Consider the following 16403-nt stretch of genomic DNA (forward strand, 5'->3'; position numbering starts at 1 on the left):
CTCTGATCGGAGAAAGTCTGCCTTGCCGATCGCCTATTACATCACCCATCCCCAGGTCCGCATCGACGCCAACATCCCGGTGCCGGAATGGGGGCTGTCCGATATTGGTCGGGCGCGGGCCGTTGCTATGCTCGGCCAGCCTTGGATCGGCTCGATCAGGCGCGTGGTCTCGTCCGCCGAACGCAAGGCGATCGAAACAGCGGAAATCTTGGCGCGCCATCTCGGTCTTGTTGTCGAGGTGCGCGAGCGGATGCACGAGAACAACCGGTCGGCGACGGGCTTCCTGCCGCCGCCGGAATTCGAGGCGGTTGCCGACCAGTTCTTCGCCAACCCCCACGTCAGCATCCGTGGATGGGAACGGGCAATAGACGCCCAGCATCGCATCATGAGCGAGGTCGATACCGTGCTCGCCGCCGATGACGCCGGGAACATCGCCTTCGTTGGCCATGGCGGCGTCGGAACGCTCCTGCTGCTTCTGCTCGATGGCCGCGAGATCAGCCGTGTCGCGGATCAGCCGGCGGGCGGCGGCAATTACTTTGCCTACGACACAGACGCGCGCCGCGTCCTGCACGGTTGGCGGCCGATCGACGAACCGGTGCCGCGCTCGGGCGTGTAACAAAGCCCGCTAAATTCAGCAGGTCGGCAGCGCCGTTGATTGCAATCCTGCAAGGACGTAATAGAGCAAGGACGGCTGCCCAATGGCAAACGTGGAAAAAATCAGCGTGGCGGTTACGACCCAGCAGGCGACTGTCATGCGTGGGGCAGTGGAAACCGGCGAGTACGCCACCACGAGTGAAATCGTGCGCGAAGCGGTGCGGGATTGGTTGACCAAGCGCGAATTGCGGCGTCAAGAAGAGTTGCGCCGGCTGCAGCGGCTCTGGGATGAGGGCAAGGCGAGCGGGAAATCGGAGCCTTTGGACTTTGATGCCCTGCGAAGGGAAGCTCGGCAGAGGCTGAAGGGCGCTGCGCCGAATGGCCGTTAAGGTAGGCTGGTCGCCAGCGGCCAAAGCCGACCTAATGGACATCTATGTGATCATCGGCAGCGAAAGCGTGAGAGCGGCCGATCGCTACTACGACTGGATAGAGGATCGAGCGCTGCAGTTGGCGGCTAACCACGCATGGGCGCAAGACGGCCTGACATTCGGGCCTCGACGCGCAGTTGGTGGCGCCGCCGTTCGTACTGCTCTACGAAACGGTGCCGGATGCGGACGATGGCCCGGTGGAGTTGGTCGAAATTGTTCGCGTCGTGGACGGGCGCAGGGATTTGAACCGCTTATTCTGATCTCAGATAGTCGCCGCTAGCGACGGGCAACGTCAGCGGATTAGCAGCGCTGTCGAGAACATGCCGAGCGCGAACACTGTGTGCGCCGCGAGGTTGAGCGCGCGCACCTTCGTCGGATTGGGCAGCCTGGATGCCGCCCAGCCCGCGCCCATGCCGGGCGCCAGCAGGAACCAGCCGGCCCCGACGGTGACGATGCCCAGGATGAAGGCCGGCAGGAAGGTCGGCGCCGCCAGCCAGTCCGCGCCGACGAGCACGACAAGGATCACGCCGTAGAGCATGCCGACGAAGTAGTGGAAGGCCCAGCCCAGCGCCTTTTCATGCGCATAGGGCGCCGCCTTGCCGATATCGTCGTGAAAGATCCTCTCCGGCAGATGCCGCACCCAGCGTCCGACCATGCCCCAGTTGGGCAATGGCTGGCCGATCGTCTTGTTGAGGATGATCGCCCAGATATCCATGAACACCGTGGCGCCGATACCGATCGCCACCGCGCGCCAGACGATATCCAGCATCAGAGCTGCTCGAGGATCTTGGCGGCGCCGCTCTCGTTGACGCCAGGCTTGGTCTCGACATTGAGCGCCACGACCTTGCCGTCGTCGACGATCATCGAAAAGCGTTTCGAGCGCAGGCCCATGCCGGCCGCGGAAAGATCGTTGTCGAGCCCCACGGCCTTGGCGAAATCACCGCTGCCATCGGCGAGATAGAGGATCTTGCCCTCTCCGCCCGAGAAGCGCGCCCAGGCGCCCATGACATGCACGTCGTTGACCGAAACGACGGCGATCGTGTCGACGCCGCGCGCGAGAATGGCGTCATGGTTTTCCAGATAGCCCGGCAAATGGTTGTTGCTGCAGGTCGGCGTGAAGGCGCCGGGAACACCGAACAGCACCACCTTCTTGCCGGCGAAGATCTCTTTGCCCGTTATATCCTTTGCGCCATCGGCGGTCATCGTCTTGAAGGTCACGTCAGGTAGTTTTTCGCCAACCGAAATGGTCATGGGAGCCTCGTTTGGGGGAGATGGGAAAGCCCGACGCCTTCGATATCGGACTGCGCGGCCGCCAGCAACCTCTCACAACAAGTCCAGGAAAGTGCGCAGCGGCTTTTCGTCCGCAATCGCGGCTTGGAAGAAAAGATGCCGGATCAAGGGAAAGGCAGCAACCCATCGACCGAACCCTCGGCGCTGGTCAGCGTGTAATAGAGCCCGCCATCGGTCGGCGCCGCCGACGGCCGGTCGAGGATCGGCACGGTGAAGACGAGCTTGCCGTCCTTCTGGTTGCGCACCGGCGCGCCGAACATGTAGTCGCGCTCGCCGGCGATGAAGAAATCGACGGATTCCGGATCGCCGGGCGACTGCGCCTGGACGACAAGGGTTTCGTGATCGCCGGGCAGCACGCTGATGCCGAAATCGGACCGGGCCGGGGAGGGCAGCGTCGCAAGCGCGGTTTTCACCAGTGCGGCGTCGGTCGCATTGTCCGGATCGGAGCCGGGGTCAACGCTGAGCCGGGTCTGCACTGGAATGCAGATCGTCTCGCAAATGCCGAGGAAGACATGGGCGTCGATGGTCGCCGGTTGGCCGGGCGAAGACACGGTGAAGGTCACCGGCAGCGACACCGGACGATCGTAGCCGGCCCATTTGCCGTAGCCGTCGTCATGCCGCTGCGGCGGCGGGAACGACAATTGGGCGTCGACGATGTTGGTGCTGCCGGATATGTCGAGCTGCGGCGGCACGCCGGCATCGCCCGGATCGCGCCAATAGGTCTTCCAGCCGGGATTCAACGCGATATCGAGCACGCCGTGGATCTTTCCGGCCTCGTCGGGCTTGCCGGTGGTCACCAGCCGCACCTTGCCGCCTTCCGTATTGTACCAGACAGAGGAAGAGGCCTCGGCCGGGAGGCTGGCAGCCCACCCGAAAACGACGCCGACAACCAGTACTTTCATATATCGCATGCGGTGATTTGACCGTCCGTTCTTGGCCGCGCAATGACTTCGTCAGCCTCCCGGTATCATATTTGCGTGACATCGGGGACCCGCACCATCTTTTCGGCGCTGCCGAAACGCGTTACGCTCAGGCCATGGACTTGCTGCGCCACAAGAAGGCGGCCGCCGGACGCGGCTTTCTCGACGACCAGTTTCTGATTGCCATGCCGGGCATGAAGGACGACCGCTTCGCGCGCTCCGTCATCTACATCTGCGCCCATAGCGACGAGGGCGCGATGGGGCTCATCATCAACCAGACGCAGCAGATGCTGTTTCCGGACCTGCTGGTGCAGCTCGGCATCATGAACGAGCAGGAAGCCATCCGCCTGCCGGCGCATACGCGCGATTTCGTCGTGCGCAATGGCGGGCCGGTCGACCGCAGCCGCGGCTTTGTGCTGCATTCCGGCGACTATCGCGTGGAATCCTCGCTCAACGTCTCCGACGACATCTGCCTGACGGCAACCGTCGATATCCTGCGCGCCATCTCCACGGGGCGTGGGCCGCGCCATGCGCTGATGGCGCTCGGCTATTCCGGCTGGGGCGCCGGCCAGCTCGAAAGCGAGATCGCCGAGAACGGCTGGCTCACCTGTCCGGCCACGCCCGAGCTTCTGTTCGACACGGATATCGAGCGCAAATACGACCGCATCCTGGCCTCGATCGGCATCGACCTGGCGCATTTGAGCGCGGCCGCGGGACATGCATAGCACATTCGTCATGCTTTTGGGTTAGCGGGAGCATCCCCAACTTCGTCATTCTAGTCTAGGGTCTCCGCGACGGAGCTTCGCTCCTGCTTCGCCCTAGAATGACGAAGTTGATGGGCGTCGCGCCCACACCATTTACGCCTGGGTCAGCGGATACTGCTCCCTCAACGTCTTCAGCACCTGGTCGCCGGGCATCGGCGCGCCGAACATGAAGCTCTGGACATATTCACAGCCCATCTGGCGCAGCTCAAGCGCGTCGCTTTCGTCCGAAATGCCTTCCGCCACGACCGACAGGCCGAGCTCATGCGCCATGTTGACCATGGATTTGAGCAGCACCGCCCGCTTCGGCGTCGCGTCGTCGACGAAGCTCTTGTCGATCTTGATCGTGTCGAAGGGGAAGCGGGTGAGGTAGGAGAGCGACGAATAGCCGGTGCCGAAATCGTCAAGCGAGAGCCCGATGCCGAGCTGCTTCAGCTTGGTCAGCACATGCGCGGTCTGCTCGGGATTGTCCATCACCAGCGACTCGGTGAGCTCCAGGCGGAAGCAGCGCGGCTTCAGATTGGCGCGCGCGATAACCGAACGGACATCGCTGACCAGGTCGCGGCGGATGAGCTGACGGCTCGACAGATTGACCGAGACCGACAGCGGCGCGTCGCCGATCTGCTTTTGCCAGGCGGCCAGGTCCTCGGCCGCCTGCTGCATGGCGAACAGGCCGAGCTGCACGATCAGCCCGCAATTCTCGGCCACCGGAATGAAGTCCCCCGGCGGGATCATGCCGCGACGCGGATGGTCCCACCGAAGCAGCGCCTCGAAGCCCGCGACGCTGCCGTCCTCCAGCCGCACGATCGGCTGGTAGGCAAGCGTGAACTCGCGCCGCTCGATGGCGCGGCGAAGGTCGGATTCGAATTGCAGCCGGTCGGTGCCGACAGTGCGGAAAGCCGGCCGGAACGGTTCGATCCTGTCGCCGCCGAAGCGCTTGGCCTGGTGCATGGCAAGCTCGGCGTCCTTGACCATGTCCTCGGCCGAGGTCTGCGCCGTCGTCCAGGTGATCAGGCCGATCGAGGCGGTCAGCACGATCTCGCGCTTGGCGAAGGTGATCGGATTGTTGATTGCGTGCTTGATGGCGTCGGCCATGGCGGCGATGCGGGCCGGGTCCTGTTCCGAAAGCAGCATCAGCGCGAACTGGTCGCCGGCAAAGCGCGACAGCGAATCCTTCGGCTTCAGAAGCCGGTGCAGCCGGCGCGCGACGGTGAGAAGGATGGTGTCGCCGGCGGAGATGCCCAGACCGTCATTGACCTGCTTGAAGCGGTCGATGTCGATGATGAAGACCGTGGGGCGCACCTTGTCCTCGGTGCGGGCGATCGAGATGATCGCCTCCAGCCGGTTCATGAACAATTCGCGGTTCGGCAGACCGGTCAGATTGTCGTGCACGGCGTCGTGCAGCAGCCTTTCCTCGGATTTCTTCTGCTCGGTCACGTCGACCATGGTGCCGACGCAGCGGATCACCTCGCCGTCGGAGCCGATCACCGGGCGGGCGCGCAGCGAGAACCAGTGATAGTGGCCGTCCGCGCCGCGCAGGCGGAAGTTCTGCGCCACCTTGCCGCGGCGGTGCTCCAGCACCACGTCGAGCGTGGTGCGGAACGTGTCGCGGTCGTCGGCATGCAGCACCGGCAGCCAGTTGCGGGCGGCGCCGCCAAGGCTGTTCGGCGCGAGGCCGAGCTGCAGGCTGATGTCCGGCTTGGTCACCACGCGGTCGCGCAGCACGTCCCAGTCCCAGACGATGTCGCCCGAGCCCGCGACGGCGAGCGCCTGCCGCTCGAGATCGGAGAACAGGCCCTGATGCAGCGCGCCGCCGGCAAAGGCGTGCTGCATGACGGTGAAGCCGATCAAGAGGATGATCAGGATCAGCCCGCCGCCCAGCGCCGGTTGGGCGATGTCGTTGTCCAGCATGCCGGTGATCGCCATCCACGAGCCGCATAGCCATAACAGCACCATGACCCAGCTCGGCACCAGCATGATCGCACGGTCATAACCGCGTATCCCGAGGAAGATGATGAGGCCGAGGCCGGTCAGCGCGGTGGCGGCGAACGAGATGCGGGCAATGCCGGCGGCGACCGCCGGATCGACAATGGCCACGCCCGCGATCAGAAGCAGGCCGAGGATCCAGACCAGGGCGCCATAGCTGAAATGGCCGTGCCACCGGTTGAGATTGAGATAGGCGAACAGGAACACCACGAAGGTTGCGGCTAAGGCCACCTCCGTGCCGGCTCGCCATATCTGCTCGTTGCCGGGCGATATCGCGATGATCTTGTTGAGGAAGCCGAAGTCGACGCAGATATAGGCGAGCACCGCCCAGGCGAGCGCCGCGGTCGCCGGGAACATCGAGGTTCCCTTGACCACGAACAGGATCGTCAGGAACAGCGCCAGCAGGCCTGAGATGCCGATGACGATGCCGCGAAACAGCGTGTAGGAATTGACCGAGTCCTTGTAGGAATCCGGCTCCCAGAGATAAACCTGCGGCAGCTTCGGCGAGGCGAGCTCGGCGATGAAGGTCACCACCGTTCCGGGGTTCAGCGTCACCCGGAACACGTCGGCATCCGGGCTTGTCTGGCGGTCGAGCGCGAAACCTTCGCTGGGCGTGATCGCGGCGATGCGCGTCGAACCGAGATCCGGCCAGAAGATACCCGAATTCACCAGGCGGAAATGCGGCGCCACGATCAGCCGGTCGAGCTGCTGGTCGGTTGTGTTGGCAAGCGCAAAGACGGCCCAGTCGCCGCTCGAGCGCGCGTCATTGGCTTCCACCTCGATGCGCCGCACGATGCCGTCGGGCCCGGGCGCGGTCGAGACCTGGAAATTCTCGCCCTGGTTCCGGTAGATTTCCACGGCGCCGGAGAGGTCCAGCGCCTTGTCGTCGCGCGCGATCTTGATCGGCTCGACGGCGAAAGCCGGAATGGCCGAAGAAAGTGTGACGACGACCGTCATGATGAGGGCGAACAGCGACGCTAATCGCGGAGAATTCGTCACATTCAGCCCTTCGTTCCATCGCCCGGCGGATCGTCCGCGATCCGGGCGTAGAGATAGTGATCCTGCCAGATGCCGTTGATCCTGAGATAGGATCGCAGAAGTCCTTCGCGCCGGAATCCGGCTTTTTCAAGCACGCGGATCGACCGGGCGTTTTCGGGAATACAGGCGGCTTCGATCCGGTGCAACCTGAGCGTATCGAAGGCGAAGCGCGACACCAGCTTGACCGCCTCGGTCATCAGGCCGCGGCCGCCGAAGCGTTCGCCGATCCAGTAGCCGATATGGCCGCTCTGCGCGACGCCGTGGCGGATGTTGCCGAGCGTGATGCCGCCGGCAAGCTTGCCGCTCGATTTTTCGAAGATGAAGAAGGCGATGGCCGTGCCCTGCGCGTAATCCTCACGATAGCGGCTGATGCGCAGCCGCCAGGCGGTGCGGTCGAGCTCGTCAGGCTGCCAGCGCGGCTCCCAGGGCTCCAGGAAAGCACGGCTTTCGCCGCGTAGCGTCGACCATTCGCGATAGTCGTTGGTCAATGGCACGCGCAGCGTGACCTTGTCGCCCTTCAATGCCGGCAGGTCGCGGCGAAAGAAAGGGAGCGCAAACACGGTTTTGGTCGAAGGTCAGACGGCGAGCCGGCGGGCCGCCGTCTGCGGGCCCGCAAGCGATTCGAGGATCGCCTCGTAGGGCGCAAGCGTGCCCACGGGCCCGACCGCGGTGAGCGTCGGCTTGGTCGAGAACAGCCGCGAGGAGAGGTCGGTCAGCCGGTCGACGGTCAGCGCCGAAAGCCGCTCCATCAATTCCTCCTTGGCGATCGGCCGCCCGAACAAAAGCAACTGCCTGGCGATCTGCGAGGCGCGGCTGGCCGGGCTTTCGGCCGACATGATGAGGCCGGCGCGATATTGCGCGCGCGCCCGGTCGAGCTCTTCCTGCTGGATACTCTCGCCGGCCTTCTGCAACTCATCGATGATGACCGGCACCAGCTTGGCGATGTCGCTCTGCCCGGTCGCGGCATGCACGCCGAAGATGCCGGTGTCGGAAAAGCCCCAATGGAAGGCATAGACCGAATAACAGAGACCGCGCTTCTCGCGAACCTCCTGGAATAGTCGCGACGACATGCCGCCGCCCAGGATCATCGAAAGCACCTGCGAGGCGTAGAAATCGCGCACATGGTAAGCGCGGCCCTCGAAGCCCAGCACGATCTGCGCATCCATCAGGTCGCGGTCCTCGCGGAAATCGCCGCCGACATATTGCGCATATTGAGGGATGTTGCCCGCCGCCTTGGCGCGGAAGCCGCCGAGCTGTTTCTCCACCTCGCGCACGAAATTGTCGTGCTTGATGTCGCCGGCCGCCACGATCACCATCCGTTCGGCGTCATATTGCCGCTCGATGAAGTCGTGCAGCTGGCTCGAGGTGAAGGATTTGACCGTCTCCGGCGTGCCCAGGATCGAGCGGCCGATGGTCTGATGGCGAAAGGCGGTTTCGGTGAAGCGGTCGAAGACGATGTCGTCGGGCGTGTCATGCGCGGCGCCGATTTCCTGCAGGATCACGTGCTGCTCGCGTTCCAATTCGTCGGGATCGAATTCGGATTCCTGCAGGATGTCGGCCAGAATATCGACGGCCAGCGGCACGTCGTCGGAAAGCACCCTGGCGTAGTAGGAGGTCGTCTCGACGCTGGTGGCGGCGTTGATCTCGCCGCCGACATTCTCGATTTCCGAGGCGATTTCGAAGGCACTTCGGCGCTTGGTGCCCTTGAACGCCATATGCTCGAGCAGATGGGCCATGCCATGCTCTTCGTCACGCTCATTGCGGGCGCCTGACTTGACCCAGGCTCCTAAGGCTACCGATTCGATGCTTGGAAGGGTTTCGGTGGCGACTGTCAGGCCGTTCGACAGACGGCTTACCTCAACACCCATATGGCAAGTACTCCCTAACGCGCCGCCCGCGAGTGGCGGCTCACGTAATCTTCCACCATTTTCAAGTCGGATGGAAGTATCGTGTATTTTTCGTCGGCTGTCATCAAGCCGCCCAGCCATGCGGGCAGGGCAGGGGTGATGCCGCTCGCAGCCTCTACCGCCGCCGGGAATTTCGCCGGATGCGCGGTGCCGAGCACCACCATGGGCACCGGACCGGACGCATGGGAAGCGGCGACATGAACGGCCGCCGCCGTATGCGGATCGAGCAGATAGTTGCTTTTCTCCAGCGTGGCACGGATGGTGGCGGCGACCTCGTCGACAGTCGCGCGACCGGCGTCGAACTCGGCGCGGATGCGCTTGAGCTCGCCTTCCTCGATGGTGAAGGCGCCGGACTGCTTCAGCCCGTTCATGTAGCGCCTGACCGTCTCAGCGTTGCGTCCGGCCGCCTCGAACAGCAGGCGCTCGAAATTCGACGATACCTGTATGTCCATCGATGGCGAGGTCGTGGCGAACACGCCCTTGGTGCGATATTCGCCGCTCGCCAGCGTGCGCGCCAGGATGTCGTTGTCGTTGGTGGCGATGATCAGCCGCTCGATCGGCAGGCCCATGCGCTTGGCGGCGTAGCCTGCGAAAATATCGCCGAAATTGCCGGTCGGCACGGTAAAGGAGACCGGCCGGTCGGGTGCGCCGAGCGATAGCGCCGACGAGAAATAATAGACGATCTGGGCCATGATGCGTGCCCAGTTGATCGAATTGACCCCCGACAGCGACACCCGGTCGCGAAAGCCGTGATCGTTGAACATATCCTTCACCAGGCCCTGGCAATCGTCGAAATTGCCTTCGACCGACAGCGCATGGACATTGGCGGCTGAAGACGTCGTCATCTGCCGTTGCTGTACCGGCGAGACCTTGCCGTGCGGGAAAAGGATGAAGATGTCGGTGCGGTCGCGGCTGGCGAAGGCGTCGATCGCGGCACCCCCGGTGTCGCCCGAGGTCGCGCCGACGATGGTGGCGCGTTGGCCGCGTTCGGCAAGCACATGGTCCATCAGGCGGGCGAGCAACTGCATCGCCACGTCCTTGAACGCCAGTGTCGGGCCGTGAAACAGCTCCAGGATGAAGGTGTTTGTCCCGGTCTGCACCAGCGGGCAGATGGCCTCGTGCCGGAAAGTGGCATATGCCTCGCGCACCAGCCGCTCGAAAGCGGGCGCCGCGATCTGGCCGCCGAGAAAGGGTGTCAAGACCCGGATGGCAAGGTCCGGATAGGCAAGCCCGCGCATGGCACGGATGTCGGCGGTGGAAAACTGCGGCCATTCGCGCGGCACGTAAAGCCCGCCGTCGCGCGCCAGGCCGGCCAGCACAGCGTCGGAAAATCCAAGCGCGGGCGCATCCCCGCGGGTACTCACATATTGCATCGTCAAAGGCCCATTGCTGCCGGTCGCGTCATCCACGGCAATTGGTTAATTTTCCGAGCCGGCTCAGTCGCATTTTTGCCGCGCCGTTGCTATACGTCACCGGCTTTGTGAGAGGGAAGTGCAGTTTCATGGCGTTTTATTTGGTCAACCGTCGTTTTGTCGCGGGTCTGGCGCTCACCGGCTTTATGCTTGCCGCCGCCGGCTGCCAATCGAGCGACAATGGCATTCTTGACTTCGGTTTCAGCAAGAAGGATCCGACCGCGCCGCCGCCGCCCCAGGATCCCAAGATCCTCGCCAGCCAGCTGCGCGCCTATTGCCCCAAAGTGTCGCTGCGCGACGGGACCGCCTATTTCAACACCTATGCCAAGGGCGCAACCGCGAAGCCCAAGAAAAAGAAGCTTGATCCGGCGGCGGAAGCCGAGGCCCAGGCAGCCGCCGCGGCCGCCCAGACCGGCCCCAACGGCCAGCCGATCGATCCCGATCACGATCCGTCGAAGATCATCTACCAGGCCGCCATCACCGATGTGACGCGCGATTGCACCCATGCCAACGGCCAGATGTCGATGAAGATCGCGGTCGCCGGCAAGGTGGTGCCGGGGCCGATGTTCGCGCCCGGCACCGTCACCATGCCGATCCGCATCGCCGTCCAGCACGGCGACGAAGTGCTTTATTCGCAATTGCATCCGTACCAGGTGCAGGTGACCGACCCCTCGGCCGCCACCCAGTTCGTCTTTGTCGACAACAATGTCGTGGTGCCGGAGCCGACCGCGCGCGACTACCAGGCCTATGCCGGCTATGACGAGAACGCGCCGGTCGCTACCGGGGATAAGTCGAAGGGCAAGCGGAAGAAGCGCGCTCCGGCGACGAACTAAGGCGGCAAGATTAGAACGAGCCTTAGGCGTCTTCCGACCACTCCGACAGCGCGGCGATCGTGCTGTTGAACTCAGCCCAGCGCCGGATGACCGTCTCGGCGCCGGCCTCGGTCAGCGCATCGGCATGACCCGGATAGCTGTGCCCGGCGCCGGTGAAGCCGATGACGCGCATGCCGGCGGCCCTGGCGCCGGCGACGCCATGCACGGAGTCCTCGATGACGAAGGTGTTCTTCGGGTTGGCGCCGAGCTTCTCTGCCGCGTAGAGGAAGACGTCCGGCGCCGGCTTGGTCTTCTTGCTGGGAATGTCCAGCCCCGAAAAGATGCGGCCGGCGAAGAAGGGCAGCAACCGCACCTTCTCCAGCATGAACTCGACCCGCTCGGTGCGCGAATTGGAGCAGACGGCGCGCGGCGCGGTGACGGCCGCGACCGCCTCAGGGGCACCGTCGATGATGCGCACGTCGCTGCGCAGCTTGCGGTCGACCAACTCCTCGGCGCGGTCGATCAGCGAGGCCTGGAACGGGATTTCGGACTTCTCCTCGAGCCGCAGCATGATGTCCTTGAAGGTCAGCCCGGCATAGGTCTCGGAAATTTCCTCCGCCGAGATCTCGAAGCCGGCCGATATCAGAAGCTCGGCTTCGACGCGCGCGGCGACGATTTCAGAATCGACGAGCACGCCGTCGCAATCGAAAATGACAAGATCTGGCTGGGGCATAGCAATCCGGAAAAAGCTGGGGAGGGGGGCCTGACTGGCTTAAGCGGCGCGGCATACACTAATGGGCCGTTCTTCGCAAACCTCGGCAGCCGAAAGCGCCGCCTTCACCGAATGTTTACGCTGATCGGTAACCATAACGGAGAGTAAAACCGTAACGCGTTCTTTTGGGTGTTTCGATGTCTGCCGTGCGTCTTCTCGACGAGCTTTCCCACGCTCCCCAGCAGTCCGAATGGCTGGACACGATCCTGAAGGGCGATTGCGTCGCCGCGCTGGACAGGCTGCCGGAAAAGTCGGTCGACGTCATCTTCGCCGACCCGCCCTACAATCTGCAGCTCGACGGGGACCTGCACCGGCCCGACCAGTCCAAGGTCGACGCCGTCGACGACGACTGGGACCAGTTCGAGAGTTTCGAGGCGTATGACGCCTTCACCCGCGCCTGGCTGCTCGCGGCGCGCCGCGTGCTGAAACCCAGCGGCACCATCTGGGTCATCGGCTCCTATCACAACATCTTCCGCGTCGGCGCCCGTATGCAGGATCTGGGCTTCTGGATCCTCAACGACATCGTCTGGCGCAAGACCAACCCGATGCCGAATTTCCGCGGCCGCCGCTTCCAGAACGCGCATGAGACGATGATCTGGGCATCGCGCGACCAGAAAGCCAAGGGCTACACCTTCAACTACGAGGCGCTGAAAGCCTCGAACGACGATCTGCAGATGCGCTCCGACTGGCTGTTCCCGATCTGCACCGGCGGCGAGCGGCTCAAGGACGAGAACGGCAACAAGCTGCATCCGACGCAGAAGCCGGAGGCCCTGCTGGCCCGCGTCATGATGGCGTCGACCAAGCCGGGCGACGTCGTGCTCGATCCCTTCTTCGGCTCCGGCACCACAGGCGCCGTCGCCAAGCGCCTCGGCCGCCACTTTGTCGGCATCGAGCGCGAGCAGGCTTATATTGACGCCGCCTATGAGCGCATCGCCGCGGTTCGCCCGCTGGAAAGCGCCGACCTCACCGTGCTTTCCGGCAAGCGCGCCGAGCCGCGCGTCGCTTTCATCAGCCTGATCGACAATGGCCTTGTGGCGCCGGGCGCCACGCTCTACGACGCCAAGAAGCGCTGGGCGGCGAAGGTGCGCGCCGACGGCACGCTGGCGATCGGCGACAGCGCCGGCTCGATCCACAAGATCGGCGCCGAGGTACAGGGGCTGGACGCCTGCAACGGCTGGACCTTCTGGCACTATGAGCGCAGCGGCGGCCTGACCCCGATCGACGAGCTGCGCCGCATCGCCCGGCTCGGCATGGAGCGGGCAGGGGGTTGAATCAGCACTTCAACGGATCGCTGCAAGCGATTCAGTTCAAGCCGAAATCCCGAGCCGTTCGAGATCCGCTTTAAGCGTCCCGGCGTCGGTGAACAGCACCGCCTGCCAGCCGGCGGCCTTGGCGCCGTCGACATTCTTCTGGCTGTCGTCGATGAACAAAGACGCCGCCGGATCGAGCCCGAACGACGCGACGTGATGGTCGTAGATGGCGCGGTCCGGCTTGATCAGGCCGATATCGCCGGAGACGGTGATGCCGCGCGGCTTTTCCAGGAACGGAAAACGGGCCCGGGCCTCGCGGAAAGTATCCGAGGCCCAGTTGGTGAGCAGCGTCACGTCATGGCCGTCATCGATCAGGCTTTCGAGCAGCGCGACGCTGTCGTCATAGGCGTGCGGCACCATGTCGTGCCAGTAGCGGCGGAAATTGCGGATGTTCTCGGCATGGCCGGGATGCTCGGCGATCAGCAATGACTCGGCTTCCTCCCAGGTCCGGCCGCGGTCCTGCTCGAGGTTCCAGGCGCTGGTGCAGACATTGTCGAAGAACCATTTCCGTTCCCCGGCGTCTGGGATCAGGCGGCTGAACGGGATGTCCGGGTCGTAATGGACCAGCACCTTGCCGATGTCGAACACGATATGGCGGATTTCGGTCATTGCATGCCTTTCGGTTTCTTGGTCGCGCCCGGTATCGCCGCCTCGATTACCTTTTTCATGACGGTGGGCAGCGCTTCCCCGGAAATTTCATGGGCAAGCGACCAGAAATGTCTGTCCGGCCCGTCGCCCTTGATGTGGGCATGGAAGACATCGAGCTCTAGTGCGAAATGGGTGAAGACATGCCCGATCTGCCCGGCAGGCCGCCAATCGGCGGCAAAAGGTGCGGCCTCGGCCGTGGTGGCGCCGTCAATCCGCGCTGTCCAGCCGGTGGTCGGCACTTCGGTCATGCCGCCGAGCAAGCCCTTCTCCGGCCGCTTGCGCAGCAGGATGGCGCCGTCATCACGCTCAGCGACGAAGGCCGCACCCTTGCGCAGCGGCTTGTCATCTTTCGGCAGGCGGACCGGGAAACGTTCCGGGTCGCCGCTGAGGATGGCGCTGCAATCCTCGCGGACCGGACACAGCATGCAGCGCGGCCGCTTCGGCGTGCAGATCGTCGCGCCGAGGTCCATCATCGCCTGGGCGAAATCGCCGGGCCTTGCCTGCGGCACCAGCCTTTCGACTAGCGCGCGGATTTCCGGCTTGGCATTGCTGAGCGGCGTTTCAATGGAATAGAGCCGGGAGACGACCCGCTCGACATTGCCGTCGACGACCGCCGACGGCCGATCGAAGGAGATCGCCGCAATCGCCGCCGCCGTATAGGCGCCGATCCCCGGCAGTTCGCGCAGGCCCGCCTCGGTGTCGGGAAAGCGGCCGCCTCGCAGCGCCACGAGGTCGGCGCAGGCTTTCAGGTTGCGCGCCCTGGAATAATAGCCGAGCCCGGCCCAGGCCTTCATCACATCCTCGGCGGGCGCCGCCGCCAGCGCCTCGACGGTCGGCCATTTCTCGACGAAGTTGCGGAAATAGGCTTTCACCGCCTCGACCGTGGTCTGCTGCAGCATGACCTCGGACATCCAGACACGATAGGGGTCGGGCCTGATTCCACGGGCGAACGCCCCGGGCGTGACGCGCCAGGGCAGGTCGCGATGGTGAGTGTCATACCAGGCGAGCAGGCGGGACGCGATGCCCGTATGGCCGGATGCGGTCTCATATGATGCCTTGCGGGTCTGGTTTCGCGGTGCCATTGATCGGATGAATTGGGGACTGGAGAACGCACATGACAGGGAAAAGGCCCTTCGGCAATCCCGTTCCGGTGAGCGATCTCGCGACCGAGATCCTGGATCCGGTGCTGAAGAAGCGCGCCGGCATCTCGATCGGGCTGGTGCAGTCCTGGGAAGAAATCGCCGGGCCGCGGCTCGCCAGCCATTCGCGGCCGGAGAAGATCCAGTGGCCGCGCCGCCTGCACGAGGACGATCCGTTCGAGCCGGCGACGCTGATCATCGCCTGCGAGGGCATGGCGGCGCTGCATTTGCAGCATGAGGCCGGCGAGGTCATCAACCGCGTCAACGCCTTCCTGGGCTTCAACGCGATCGGCCGCATCAAGATCCTGCAGAAACCCGTGCTTTCGCAAAAGGCGCGGCCAAAGCCGGCGCCGCGACCCTTGAGCGAGGCGGAGAAATCGAAGCTTTCGCATTTGGTCGGCAAGATCGAGGACGACGGCCTGCGTGCTTCGCTGGAGCGGCTCGGCGCCACAATTATGGGTGAAAGGAAGGCGAAAGGGTCGTAAGAAGCGTCATGAATGCGTCACCAATCTCGCGCATTCGTGATGCTTATAATCAAGTTTCGCGATTGGATTGGGGATCGCGATGCCTTAATTCGCGCCAACTCTCGCCTTTCCTAGCCCTTGCATTGCAAAATCCAACCGATATCAGGTGATTCGCATGAACCGTGCCCCGTTTGGCAAAAGTCTGTCCCGCAGAAACCTTCTGACCACGCTGGCCGCTGTTCCTGCGGTGGCGCTGCTTGCCGCATGCAGCGACTCCGGCGAGGAGGCGAAGGCGGCCGACGTGAAGCCTGCCGACCCGTCGACGCCTGCCAAGCCGGCCGCCACCCCGGCCGCGGTTCAGGTGCCCGAGGCGCAGGGCACCGTCGACATGGCGGAACTGCTCAAGCCCGGCGCATTGCCCGACAAGCAGCTCGGCAAGGACGACGCCAAGGTCACCATCGTCGAGTACGCGTCGATGACCTGCCCGCATTGCGCGCATTTCAACGACACAACATTCCCTGAGTTGAAGAAGAAGTATATCGATACCGGTAAGGTCCGCTATATCCTGCGCGAATTCCCCTTCGACCCGAGCGCCGAGGCCGGCTTCATGCTGGCGCGCTGCTCCAAGGACAACTACTTCGCCATGGTCGATGTGCTGTTCAAGCAGCAGCCGAGCTGGGTTGGCGTCAACAACACCAAGGAAGCGCTGCTGCAGATCTCCAAGCTGGCCGGTTTTACACAGGAGTCCTTCGAGGCCTGCTTGACGGACCAGAAGCTTCTGGACGATGTGAGAGCAGTCCAGAAACGTGGAGCGGACGAGTTCAAGGTCGACTCGACGCCGACCTTCTTCATCAACGGAAAGACCTACAAGGGGGCGATGTCGATTGAGGAAATGTCGGCCATCATCGACCCTCTGCTCTGA

At 63.9% G+C, this 16403-nt stretch carries 17 protein-coding genes; 7 read left to right on the forward strand and 10 right to left on the reverse strand.

The features are described from left to right. Positions 1 to 22 precede the first annotated feature (22 nt). Positions 23 to 616 carry a histidine phosphatase family protein gene (locus ACVMIM_RS14480; protein ID WP_476112712.1) on the forward strand — a complete coding sequence of 198 codons (594 nt, stop codon included), beginning with the start codon at positions 23 to 25 and terminating at the stop codon, positions 614 to 616. An 82-nt stretch (positions 617 to 698) separates the two neighbouring features. Continuing rightward, entirely contained in the window at positions 699 to 983 is a 285-nt protein-coding gene (locus tag ACVMIM_RS14485; protein WP_476112714.1) for a ribbon-helix-helix domain-containing protein, read from the forward strand. A gap of 331 nt (positions 984 to 1314) precedes the next feature. Here ACVMIM_RS14485 and ACVMIM_RS14490 read toward each other — a convergent pair whose 3' ends face one another. From ACVMIM_RS14490 to ACVMIM_RS14500, 3 genes are all read right to left on the reverse strand, one after another. After that, the gene (locus tag ACVMIM_RS14490) at positions 1315 to 1791 is read right to left on the reverse strand and encodes a DUF2938 domain-containing protein (RefSeq protein ID WP_476112716.1); all 477 of its coding nucleotides are present in this window, start codon (positions 1789 to 1791) and stop codon (positions 1315 to 1317) included. Next, positions 1791 to 2273 (reverse strand): redoxin family protein, encoded by a 483-nt coding sequence (locus ACVMIM_RS14495; protein ID WP_476112718.1) that lies wholly within the window; start codon positions 2271 to 2273, stop codon positions 1791 to 1793. Before ACVMIM_RS14495 ends, ACVMIM_RS14490 begins: the two co-directional genes overlap by 1 nt. 143 nt (positions 2274 to 2416) lie before the next feature. Then, on the reverse strand, positions 2417 to 3223 hold the full coding sequence (locus tag ACVMIM_RS14500; RefSeq protein ID WP_476112720.1) for a protein-disulfide reductase DsbD domain-containing protein: 807 nt from the start codon (positions 3221 to 3223) through the stop codon (positions 2417 to 2419). A gap of 125 nt (positions 3224 to 3348) precedes the next feature. Here ACVMIM_RS14500 and ACVMIM_RS14505 point away from each other — a divergent pair, with 125 nt between their 5' ends. Further along, positions 3349 to 3957, forward strand: a complete 609-nt coding sequence (locus tag ACVMIM_RS14505) for a YqgE/AlgH family protein (protein ID WP_041002873.1) — start codon at positions 3349 to 3351, stop codon at positions 3955 to 3957. A gap of 132 nt (positions 3958 to 4089) precedes the next feature. Here the strand turns inward: ACVMIM_RS14505 and ACVMIM_RS14510 are convergent, their stop codons facing one another. From ACVMIM_RS14510 to thrC, 4 genes are read right to left on the reverse strand one after another with little or no spacing between them, the layout of a single operon-like run. Then, on the reverse strand, positions 4090 to 6936 hold the full coding sequence (locus tag ACVMIM_RS14510; protein WP_476117225.1) for an EAL domain-containing protein: 2847 nt from the start codon (positions 6934 to 6936) through the stop codon (positions 4090 to 4092). Between the two features lie 44 nt (positions 6937 to 6980). Next, positions 6981 to 7577, reverse strand: coding sequence for a GNAT family N-acetyltransferase (locus ACVMIM_RS14515; RefSeq protein ID WP_278049695.1), 597 nt, complete (start codon positions 7575 to 7577; stop codon positions 6981 to 6983). A 15-nt stretch (positions 7578 to 7592) separates the two neighbouring features. Then, complete coding sequence (locus ACVMIM_RS14520; RefSeq protein ID WP_476112722.1) at positions 7593 to 8885, reverse strand: M16 family metallopeptidase; 1293 nt, start codon at positions 8883 to 8885, stop codon at positions 7593 to 7595. A gap of 14 nt (positions 8886 to 8899) precedes the next feature. Next, on the reverse strand, positions 8900 to 10297 hold the full coding sequence (thrC, locus tag ACVMIM_RS14525) for a threonine synthase (protein ID WP_476117227.1): 1398 nt from the start codon (positions 10295 to 10297) through the stop codon (positions 8900 to 8902). Between the two features lie 128 nt (positions 10298 to 10425). Between thrC and ACVMIM_RS14530 the strand changes: the two genes are divergently transcribed. Beyond that, complete coding sequence (locus tag ACVMIM_RS14530) at positions 10426 to 11169, forward strand: hypothetical protein (protein ID WP_476112724.1); 744 nt, start codon at positions 10426 to 10428, stop codon at positions 11167 to 11169. A gap of 22 nt (positions 11170 to 11191) precedes the next feature. Here ACVMIM_RS14530 and ACVMIM_RS14535 read toward each other — a convergent pair whose 3' ends face one another. Further along, a complete protein-coding gene (locus ACVMIM_RS14535) occupies positions 11192 to 11881 on the reverse strand; it encodes an HAD family hydrolase (protein ID WP_476112726.1) in 690 nt (229 codons plus the stop codon). Positions 11882 to 12057: 176 nt separating this feature from the next. Here ACVMIM_RS14535 and ACVMIM_RS14540 point away from each other — a divergent pair, with 176 nt between their 5' ends. Then, positions 12058 to 13191, forward strand: coding sequence for a DNA methyltransferase (locus ACVMIM_RS14540; RefSeq protein WP_476112728.1), 1134 nt, complete (start codon positions 12058 to 12060; stop codon positions 13189 to 13191). Between the two features lie 36 nt (positions 13192 to 13227). On the opposite strand, the gene ACVMIM_RS14545 is transcribed toward ACVMIM_RS14540, so the two are convergent. Both ACVMIM_RS14545 and mutY read right to left on the reverse strand, forming a co-directional pair. Then, complete coding sequence (locus ACVMIM_RS14545; RefSeq protein WP_041002351.1) at positions 13228 to 13839, reverse strand: HAD family hydrolase; 612 nt, start codon at positions 13837 to 13839, stop codon at positions 13228 to 13230. Next, positions 13836 to 14960 (reverse strand): A/G-specific adenine glycosylase, encoded by a 1125-nt coding sequence (mutY, locus tag ACVMIM_RS14550; RefSeq protein WP_476112730.1) that lies wholly within the window; start codon positions 14958 to 14960, stop codon positions 13836 to 13838. Before mutY ends, ACVMIM_RS14545 begins: the two co-directional genes overlap by 4 nt. A gap of 32 nt (positions 14961 to 14992) precedes the next feature. Here mutY and ACVMIM_RS14555 point away from each other — a divergent pair, with 32 nt between their 5' ends. Together ACVMIM_RS14555 and ACVMIM_RS14560 are read left to right on the forward strand one after the other, a co-directional pair. Further along, entirely contained in the window at positions 14993 to 15502 is a 510-nt protein-coding gene (locus ACVMIM_RS14555; RefSeq protein WP_476112732.1) for a DUF721 domain-containing protein, read from the forward strand. Positions 15503 to 15656: 154 nt separating this feature from the next. Further along, positions 15657 to 16403, forward strand: a complete 747-nt coding sequence (locus ACVMIM_RS14560; RefSeq protein WP_041002345.1) for a DsbA family protein — start codon at positions 15657 to 15659, stop codon at positions 16401 to 16403.

Source organism: Mesorhizobium sp. USDA 4413, assembly GCF_056280365.1.